Below are 9,882 nucleotides of genomic sequence, written 5' to 3' on the forward strand. Positions count from 1 at the left end.
CGTCGGCGCCTTGGCACGGGAGGAACTGCATTCAGATTCATAATGTACATGTACCCAGTTATTACGTGGACACTATGTTCTATAAATCCGGAGCGCGGTTCAAGACGACTTTACCGGGTGCTTACGATAAGACGACGTTTTCGTTACACTGGAAACGTCGTCACTTTATCTACTTTTCATTTCATGATTGGCGTCAACTACAATCCGTCAGATTAGTTAGCCGGAGAAAAATATCCAGCAACGGTACGCAAATCCCCAATATTCAAGGTACCTGCTGCTGCGCGCAATTTCAGGAAGCTAATCAGATAGTTGTAACGTGCTTGCGCCAGATCACGCTTGGCTGCGACCAATTGCTGCTCAGCATTAAGCACATCGACATTAATCCGCACGCCACCTTTGACACTTTGCTTTGTTGCCTCGACTAGTAAACTCGCCGAGTTAACCGATTTTTCCAGTGCAGACATTTTTGTGATAACAGTTTGCACTGCGTTGAATTGCTTACGCAGTTCTATCATCACTTTATTGGTTGTAGCATCCAGATCCGCTCTGGCCTTGTCCCGGTTTGCCACTGCCTGATTGCTAGCCGCATTCACATAACCCCCGGAATAAATCGGAATCACCAGCTGCACGCCGATACTTCTGACGGTCGAATCCTGAGTATATGTCGAAATACTGTCAGACACACTGCGGCTAAAGCTAGCATTCAAATCCAGACGTGGCGCATGTCCTGCTCTGGCTTTATTGATTTCCTGCTCAGATGCTTCTAAGGCGTAACGTCCAGCTGCAAGTTCAGGATTTGACTCCGTCGCAATCGATTTCCATTCTTCAAAACGGGATGGTGATAACAACGTCTGTTTGAACTCACCAGAAAAGCCATCCAGATTCGTAATCTCTTTACCGACAATCGCCGCTAACGCATTACGAGCATTCGTCAGATTATCTGCTGCTTCAATTAACATCGCTTCAGAGACATCCAACTTTGCCTGGGTTTCAAGCATATCGGTTCTGGTTCCTTCACCTTTTTCAAACATGCGATCATTAATCCGCTTTTGTTCGGCGTAGGCATTACGTTGCGCAGTGTACAAATTCAACTGATCTTCTGCATATTTTGTATCTGCATAGGCAGATAACAAACGCACGATCAAATCCTGAGCACGGCTGTTAAAAACAGCATCACTATAATTTGTTTGTGCAATACCTTGCCTATAGCGGGCAGTTGCATCCAGATTAAACAACGTCTGACGAACAGACAAACCATAAGAAATACTCGTGTAATCAGGACGAGTCACGTTTTCTTTATCCTTCTGGATCGCCGCAGTTCCGTCAGGATTGTAATAAGGGTTAGGCGTAAAAATCTCTGCCTTATTCTTCCCAGTACTATAGCTATATTGAGCACTCGGCAATAAACCTGACCTGCCCATCACCTTATACTCTTGCCCAGCAATGTTTTCCGAAATTGCAGAACGATACACTGGGTCATTCTGCAATGCGGCATCGTATGCCTGTAACAGACTCATTGCCGACACCTGCGTTGCCGGTATCAATAATGTACAAGCGGCAGCGATCAGACTTAGTCGTATACTTTTTTTCGCCATGATTACTCCTCAGTCATTGCAGAGTTAGCGCGATCAAATACTGGTTTCAACAAATAGTTCATCATCGTGCGTTCACCTGTTTTGACAAACAGTTCTACTGGCATACCAGGGCGAATCTGTAAGTGCGCAATCATTTTCATACCTTCAGGAGCAACTGCCGCACGCACTTTATAAAATGCCTGTCCAGTGCGTTCATCAACGGTGCGATCTGCAGATACCTGGGTAATGACACCAGGAATATGTGGCGTTGTATTTGAATTAAATGCTGAAAAAATTAACTCTGCCTTTAATCCTGCATGAACTTTATCGACCAGATGTACGGGCAAACTAGCTTCGACCACCAATGCATCATCCTTAGGTACCAACTCCATCAATTTGAAGCCACTGGGAATCACACCCCCTTTTGTGAACACATTCAAATTAACGATTGTGCCGTCTACAGGCGCCTTAACAAACACGTTATTTAATTCAAAATCGAGAGCATCTAAACGACTTCTGGAGCTTTCCACATCTTTTTGCACCTCAGACAACTGAGTACGAACTTCTTTCTGATACTCTTGCTGGCGCTGCGTTTTACGCAATGTATATTCAGAAATCTGACGGGAAACGCGACCAATATTACCGAGGTCCTCAGAAACACCGCCATTCAGTTGCGCATAAGTACGCTCCAGATCTAACAAACGGTTGCGAGCAACATAACCATCTTTCGTCAAATCACGCATACCATCCAGCTGCTCTTTTAAGAACTGCTGCTGTTGCTTCTTGTTGACCATCGACTCTTCCAAGCCCTTTAACTGAATTCTCAGGCCTGCAATCGTTTCATCTACAGCAGCTAATTCACTTTGTATAGAAATCTGACGTGCAGTAAATAATTGTTGCTGTAACAATATACTGTTTGCCACTCTTGGATCAGATTTTGCCTGATCGATTTCTTTAGGGAAGCTGATAGTCTTCGCGCCATCTCGTTCAGCAAGTAAACGCGCCTCCGTCACTTCTGATGTGTGAAATTGTACACGTACGATTTCTGCAGCCGCCTTCGCACTCGTATTATTCATTTTCACCAGCACTTGTCCGGCTTTTACTTCGTCGCCATCTTTCACCAGAATTTCGTCAACAGTACCACCCGATTGATGCTGAATCATTTTGCGGTTGGAAGCCACGGCCACGTTACCGCTCAACGGAACGCCTTTATCCAGCGGTGCAAATGAAGCCCATAAGAGAAAGCCAAATACACCAAATAAAATAATGCTCCAGCCTATACGGGAATAATGATGGGCATCTGTGTTAACTTCCAGAGTTTCTACGTTGTGTGCCGCAACATCCGTGACAGGTTGGCTGTTACTAAGTAATTTCTTCATGATTAATCCTATTAAGCTTCAGCATCCGTTGATTCATTTGCCGCTTCAATCCGCGCCTGCGTATCTGCTGGCGGTTCTGTCGCTGCGGCCTGACCAGAGGATGCCTGCGCTGCTGCTTGTTGCTGCGCCATCGCAATTTGTTGCGCTTGTTGCTGAGCCTGCTGGGCTTGCTGTTGCGCCTGCTGATTCGCCTGATTTAATGCAGCCATCACCTGATCCCGAGGACCAAATGCCTGAGCAACACCTTCACGCAATAACAGTAATTTAGTGGTGACCGCCAATACAGAAGTCCGGTGCGTGATCAGCACAATCGTTTTGCCACGCTGACGCAAATCATTCACAGCGACCAACAATGCTTGTTCACCAACTTCATCCAAATTAGAGTTAGGCTCGTCGAGTACGAGCAACGACGGATCGTTATACATAGCACGCGCCAAACCAAGACGTTGCTTTTGTCCACCGGACAAACCTGCACCAGCATCACCCAACACCGTGTCGTATCCTTGTGGCAAGTGCAGGATCAAGTCATGCACACCCGCACGTTTGGCAGCCAGGATCACTTTTTCAGAATCGACATCACCAAAACGAGCAATGTTATCCGCTACCGTTCCTGCAAATAATTCAATATCCTGCGGCAAGTAGCCGATATTTGGTCCAAGCTGGTCTTTGTTCCATGTGTAAATATCTGCGCCATCCAGACGAACCTTACCGACCGCTGTCGGCCAGATACCGACCAGCAAACGGGCAAGAGTTGATTTACCAGAACCTGAAGGGCCGATAATGCCTAATACATCTCCTGGTTGCAGCGCCAGACTTAAACCTTTAATAATAGCGACTTGCGATCTTGGCGGCGCTGCAGTAACACCTTCAACAGACAATGCGCCCAAAGGTTTAGGTAACTCCATGCCAGCTTTACGCGGAGGATTATTTGACAGTAATTGATTCAGACGATCATAGGCGCTTTTAACTGAGCTCCATTGCTTCCACACACCGATCAACTGATCAATAGGGCCAGTTGCTTTACCTAACAGAATAGAACCGGCAATCATCATACCGCCGGACATTTTTCCTTCGATGACCAGCAAGGCGCCAAAGCCGAGAACCAATGACTGCACAGAAACACGGACAAATTTACTTGCGGCGGTAACGATGCCGGATTTTTCACTGGCTTCTGCCTGCAATTGCAAAAATCTTGCATGTAATTTATACCAACGGGACATCAAATTAGGCAACATCCCCATTGCCTCAATCACTTCTGCATTCCGCAAATTATTGGTCGCCAGATTACTGGACGCAATTGCCATCGAATTTGCTTCTGACAGAGGCTTTTTGGACACGACCTCATTCACATAAGCCAGAATCACCATCAGAATGACTGCGGCTACCGCAAACAAACCAAGATACACATCAAACATAAAAATCACGATGATGTAGACAGGGAACCAGGGAGCATCAAAAAATGCAAACAATCCATTACCTGTCAGGAACTGACGTATTTGCGTCAAATCCTGCAATGCCTGGCCTGGATTACCACCACCTTGTTTCAGATTTTGCTCAAATGCGGCGGTATAGATACGCTTATTCATTTGCATATCCAGTTTTGCACCGATGCGAATCAACACAAAACTACGCACAAACTCCAGCGCGCTCATAAAAGCATATGCACCCAGCATCAACAAGGTCAGCATTAACAACGTAATCTCATTGCGGCTTTGCAATACGCGGTCATACACCTGCAACATATAGAGAGAAGGTGCCAGCATCAATAAATTGATAATCGCACTGAAAATACCAACAGTACGGAATGCCCCTTTGAAAGATGACAAGATGTCAGTAATTTCACTCTTGGGAATAGAAAATTTAGATTTCATTATGTAATCGCACAGAAGTGCACAAGTTCGACGGGATTGCCGAGAAAACAAAAAAACAAGAATTCGGGAGGCATTATCCGCAGACAGTTCAGTAAAAAATGTGACGGATATCACAATTTCCGAAGATTAACACAAAATACTCGTCGCCGTAAAAGCCTAAACAAGTATCTTCGAAAAATAAGTTGTAACAAAAAGTGGGAATTTTACAAATTGCATCAAATTGCCCTGATTTTCCCAGTAAGCAACTTGCACAAGGTTTTTACAACAAGGCTGCACACGCTGCTGTGACAGTGTCGCGTAAGCAATAAAAAAAGCACAAGCATCGATAAACTATGCTTGTGCTTGATGGACTAACACATACGCCATGCCGCACTGACAAAACGGTATATGCCATACTAAGTCATTCTATATACTGGACTGGAGTATATTTTACAGACCCATAAATACGTGGACTATAGCGCTATTATTGACCATACTCCCTTATTTTTAGTTAACCTTCTACCAGTGCGATCTGTTGCGGTAAGCAGACGGTATTCAAATCATAGTGCTCAATCACATGCTTACGTGCAGCCTGGCGCAAATGCTGGTAAGCCTGAGGGTAGGCCAGCACATCCGATATCGTATTGGCTAATGCGGCATGATCAAAAAAATCGACCAACAAACCGTTTTTACCATGCGTGATCACCTCTCTCACTGGCGCGGTATCACTCGCCACTAGCAAGCATGACGTGCTCATCGCCTCCAACATGCTCCACGACAAGACAAACGGATACGTCAGATACACATGGCAAGCCGAAATACGCAATATTTTTTGATACGCGTCATAGGGCAAGGCTCCTGTAAAAAGAATTCTGGACATATCCAGCTGATCGCCCACCTCTTCCAGAAAAACCTGCTTCCAGCTTTTTCCTTCCGGTGCGGCCTTGCCATAACTCAACTGATCGCCACCAACAATAATCGTCAACGCATCAGGGCGCTGCTTCTGCAATTTAGGCAATGCCCGCATGAAGATGTGATAGCCCCGGTACGGTTCCAGATTACGGTTCACAAATGTCACAATCTCATCACCAACAGTCAGCACCCTCTCACCAAGATCGGTTTTTACAGTCACGCGCGTAGCGGCATCCGGCCGTATCATCTCGGTATCAATACCGTCATGAATCACTTCAATTTTGTCGTGATAGACAGCTGGCTGCGATGATTTTTGCCAATGCGTTGGTGCATACGCCACATCACGCTCGCTCAATGCATCCAATGTTAATAAGTTCGTCGTGTTTTTAAGACGAATCCGAGCATCACTCTGCCAGTCGGTCTGCTCAAACTCCTGATCAAAACCAACATCTGCCCCCTGAGCACGATAAGCGTATTCGAGAAAACACACCAAACGTGCCTGCGGAAAAATATCTTTGACAAACAAGGCTTCACCCCAACCAGGGTGCGCAATCACGACATCCGGGACAAATCCCTGCTGACGTAACTCATGCATCGCCTGCGCGCATGCCTCTCCACGAATTGTTTTCGTTTCAAAATCCACCACCCACGGGTGAATCTCGGGCGTACTCCCACGCTGAGGCTGGTAGCGCAGAACCTGCACACCGGACGAAGCAGTCCCATTGATCGTCAATGCCACCACGGTATGGCCTCTGGCTGCCAGAGCGGGTGCCAGATGAACAAATTGTCCCGGGAAATTCTGATGAATAAATAAAATGCGCATAGCGGTCTCCAAAAGCAACGACACACTGACAGACTAAACAACAGCGTCGTCAGATACTGGGCATGGAGTATAGCGGATCAACGCCTGCGCACATGAAAAATAGCACCAACTTAGCTACGAAGAACTAACACTGGGATGATTGGCAGCCCAGGTCACCTCTTGTACACGATTCCAGTCTGCCCGCTGTTGCGGTGTCAACGCGGCCAATTGTTGTGCGGCAAAAACCCGCCCTGCATTGGCTTTAAAGTCGGGAGCCGACTTATCGTTACTCGCCTCCCAGGCATCCTGCGCCTGCTGTGGGGTCACGGTGGAACCCGTACTTTCTATATAAGACATCGTCAGATCCTGCTTCGCCTCAGGGTGCTGAGCAACCCAAAGAGGATTGGACCAATCTTCCGTCATCTCAGACACCTTCTTAAAAGCCGGAATCACCGTTGCTGCCTGCATGGTACCCGCCGGTACCGGAGAAACTGTGCCGGACGTTGTTGTGACTGAGGTGGCTGAGGTCGCCGATACCGCAGCAATACTTGAAGACGTTACCGTCGCTGCAGTGCTGCCCGTGTTTGTTGCACTACCGCTGCCACTTGAGCCAGAAACATAAGCACTCTGTTGCGACTGTATGCTGCTGAGTACTGCAGCACTGTCTGCCGCTGCCACACCCATATTACTCGTGGACGTGCCGGATGCACTCGCCGCATTGGCTGTAGTGCCCCCCGATGCTGCGCTCGTACCGCCTGCCGCTGAAGTAGCCATTGCCGCCTTCAGCTCCTGCCCGAAATGAGAAAAAGCATGCCGTATATCGGCACGCGTTGTTTGTGCTTGTGCACTGATGCGCTTAGCCTCAGTAAAAGCGGAAATAACGTGATCGATTGCTTTCATTTGACTACCTCCCCGAATAAGGTCTGAGGTTGACAAACAAACTCTGACCGATGGAATCACTATAGGACCAAAGTAATCATTTCAAAGCGTTAAAAAGAAGGGTAAATGCCACCCAATAAAAAAACCACTCTTCAAATTTCTGAAGAGTGGTTTTAAATCTACTGTCTTACTTAAGCAAATATCTAGTGAGAGATATGACACAAGTAAAAACTTGCGCCATACCAAACTTACTCAATATTAAGCAAATGTGAAGTCAGAAGTATGCAATGCACCAGTTACGCCAGTGATAGAAATGATTGTATCTGTTGCAGCAATCGCAGCAGTATCATCGTTCACGATAACATAACGGCCAGCCAAGGCACCAGCTGATACTGTGATGTCATAAACCTGAGCCACGGCATTTGTAGATGCTACACCAGCACTAGCTGCTTGTACTGCTGCAGTCAATGCGGTGAAGTCAGCTGCAGTTGCCACTGTTACTGCTGTTACTGTTGCAGTTGTTGCGCCAGTGAAAGTGATTGCACCACCAAACGCGTTTGCAGTCAAGCCCAACTGGATAGTGTCGCCAGCAGCGGCACCGTTACCAACAAAATCAGTGATTTGATCAATGTTTGCAACTGTACTATTGCCAGGTAAAAAAGCACCATTTTGGGTAGTCGCTCTAGAAGTAATGACAAATGTATCGTTACCAGCATTACCTGTCATCACGTCAGCACCAGCACCACCAGAGATCACGTCTGTACCTGCACCACCAACCAGTGTTTCATTAGCAGCTCCACTGCCTGTCAATGTAGAAGATGTGTATGTCAAGCCAGAGATATCAACATACTCAACGCCAGTTGTGACGTGAGTGATTGTACCTGTAGCGTTAGTGAATGTAGATGTGTTACCAACTGTACTGATAGCCACTGTTGTTGCAGTACCTGTCCAGTTGATACGGTCACCTGCAGAAGCGCCCAGATCGATATTGTCTACTGTACCACCGATGTTAGCATCCAGACGGATGATATCGCTTGCATTAACGGAACCAGTGATGTTCAAACCGTGGAAGCCTGTCACAGAACGTGCATCAACGTTCAGTGCAGAACCAACAGTACCATTATCAACAGCAACGATTGCCAATGATTCTGATTGAGCCGCTGATGCTGTGTTGCTTGAGTCAACCAATTGTTCAACGATTTGGTTGTTCAATGTCAGGTTCAATGTTTGTACAACAGCTTGGTTGTTAGTGAATTCCAAACGACCGAAGTTGCTTGTTTGAGACAAGTCAGAGATAGAAACGTTGGCTGTGTTCAATACGTTGTACACGTTATTGTTACCCAGTGTTACATCCGTTGCGTTAGCATTTTTTGCACCACTGATGTCGCCGCCATTCAAAATCATGTTTTGATTGGAGGAGATGTCGTCAACGATGATACGTGTGGAAGCGTGACCAGCTTGACCGTTACCGTTTGCACCAACGTATGTCACGAATTTCAATTGTGACAAACCTGTCAGATCCAACACCAGATCAGACTCAGTGTTTGTTGCACGGTCACCATCATTGTTGATGACTGTCAGACGGTTGCCTGCATCAGTTTGGCTGATGAAGTCATTGTCGATGTGTGCGTAGTAGCCGCCACCAGTAACGGTAACAAATGCATTGTTACCAACGTTAGCAACGCCTTCGTTACGTGCAAAACGCAGAACGTCGATACCTGTTGTGTTATCCCACTCGGAAGTGTTGGTTGTGATACGTGGAGTACCAGCCAGCAATGTTGTATCGCCGTCGATGATCAATGTATCTGTACCTGCACCACCTTTAACTGTGTCAGCAGCTGTGTAACCACCATTTTCGTTTGTGATACCGTCGAAAATGAATGTGTCGTTACCTGTGCCACCAACGATGGATTGGGAAGATACGCCATCAGCGCGTGTGATGTCGCCGAAACGAGCGATGATGTCACCAACGTATTTAGAACCGTCTAAGTTTTCAGCAATGATACGATCGCCAACTGCTGCTGCTGTTGGTGTGAAAACTTTAGCGCCAACTGTTGTCAATGCGGAATCAATACGTGCTGTACCAGCAGCTACTGTCAGAGGAACACCATTGTTTGCATCCACTGTTGTCAGTGCTGTTGTGTTGTCACCAGCAGAACCGTCTGTTGCGAAACCGTAACCACCACGGCCAGCAGCAGCAGCAGCGCTGTTACCTGCGTATGTATCCAGGTTCAGGTATTTACCAGCAGCGCCGTTCACCAGAGTGATGGAGCTTGCTGCGCCAGCGTAAGAAGACACGCCAGACAGGTAGACAGAGTTAGATTCTGTATCGTTGTCTGTGATCGTCAACTGTTCAGTGGCTGGAGTTACCAGGTTGAAGTTGAATACTGGGTCTGTGTTCACGCCGTCAACCAGAGTCACAGCAGCTTTGTCTGTTGTGCCAGTTGCTGTTGCCAGACTCAGGCTTACTGTCAGGTTAGCCAGTG

General features: G+C 46.9%; 6 protein-coding genes. All 6 read right to left on the minus strand.

Annotated features, from left to right (window positions below; all coding sequences use genetic code 11):
- Positions 1 to 212: 212 nt before the first annotated feature.
- Positions 213 to 1,595 carry a TolC family outer membrane protein gene (locus ACO0LB_RS20070; RefSeq protein WP_423052390.1) on the minus strand — a complete coding sequence of 461 codons (1,383 nt, stop codon included), beginning with the start codon at positions 1,593 to 1,595 and terminating at the stop codon, positions 213 to 215.
- Between the two features lie 2 nt (positions 1,596 to 1,597).
- Complete coding sequence (locus ACO0LB_RS20075) at positions 1,598 to 2,953, minus strand: HlyD family type I secretion periplasmic adaptor subunit (protein WP_423052392.1); 1,356 nt, start codon at positions 2,951 to 2,953, stop codon at positions 1,598 to 1,600.
- Positions 2,954 to 2,964: 11 nt separating this feature from the next.
- Entirely contained in the window at positions 2,965 to 4,824 is a 1,860-nt protein-coding gene (locus ACO0LB_RS20080; protein ID WP_423052394.1) for a type I secretion system permease/ATPase, read from the minus strand.
- Between the two features lie 490 nt (positions 4,825 to 5,314).
- Positions 5,315 to 6,538, minus strand: coding sequence for a glycosyltransferase family 4 protein (locus ACO0LB_RS20085; protein WP_423052396.1), 1,224 nt, complete (start codon positions 6,536 to 6,538; stop codon positions 5,315 to 5,317).
- A gap of 114 nt (positions 6,539 to 6,652) precedes the next feature.
- On the minus strand, positions 6,653 to 7,417 hold the full coding sequence (locus ACO0LB_RS20090; protein WP_423052398.1) for a hypothetical protein: 765 nt from the start codon (positions 7,415 to 7,417) through the stop codon (positions 6,653 to 6,655).
- A 237-nt stretch (positions 7,418 to 7,654) separates the two neighbouring features.
- Positions 7,655 to 9,882: beta strand repeat-containing protein (locus tag ACO0LB_RS20095; RefSeq protein WP_423052400.1), on the minus strand; the 2,228-nt coding region annotated here is incomplete at its 5' end.

This window comes from Undibacterium sp. SXout7W, from assembly GCF_049339385.1.
Lineage (GTDB): Bacteria > Pseudomonadota > Gammaproteobacteria > Burkholderiales > Burkholderiaceae_D > Undibacterium.

Coding starts and splice junctions, on each gene's coding strand:
- ACO0LB_RS20070 (WP_423052390.1), bottom strand. CDS start 1,595: ATGGCGAAAAAAAGTATACGACTAAGTCTGATCGCTGCCGCTTGTACA.
- ACO0LB_RS20075 (WP_423052392.1), bottom strand. CDS start 2,953: ATGAAGAAATTACTTAGTAACAGCCAACCTGTCACGGATGTTGCGGCA.
- ACO0LB_RS20080 (WP_423052394.1), bottom strand. CDS start 4,824: ATGAAATCTAAATTTTCTATTCCCAAGAGTGAAATTACTGACATCTTG.
- ACO0LB_RS20085 (WP_423052396.1), bottom strand. CDS start 6,538: ATGCGCATTTTATTTATTCATCAGAATTTCCCGGGACAATTTGTTCAT.
- ACO0LB_RS20090 (WP_423052398.1), bottom strand. CDS start 7,417: ATGAAAGCAATCGATCACGTTATTTCCGCTTTTACTGAGGCTAAGCGC.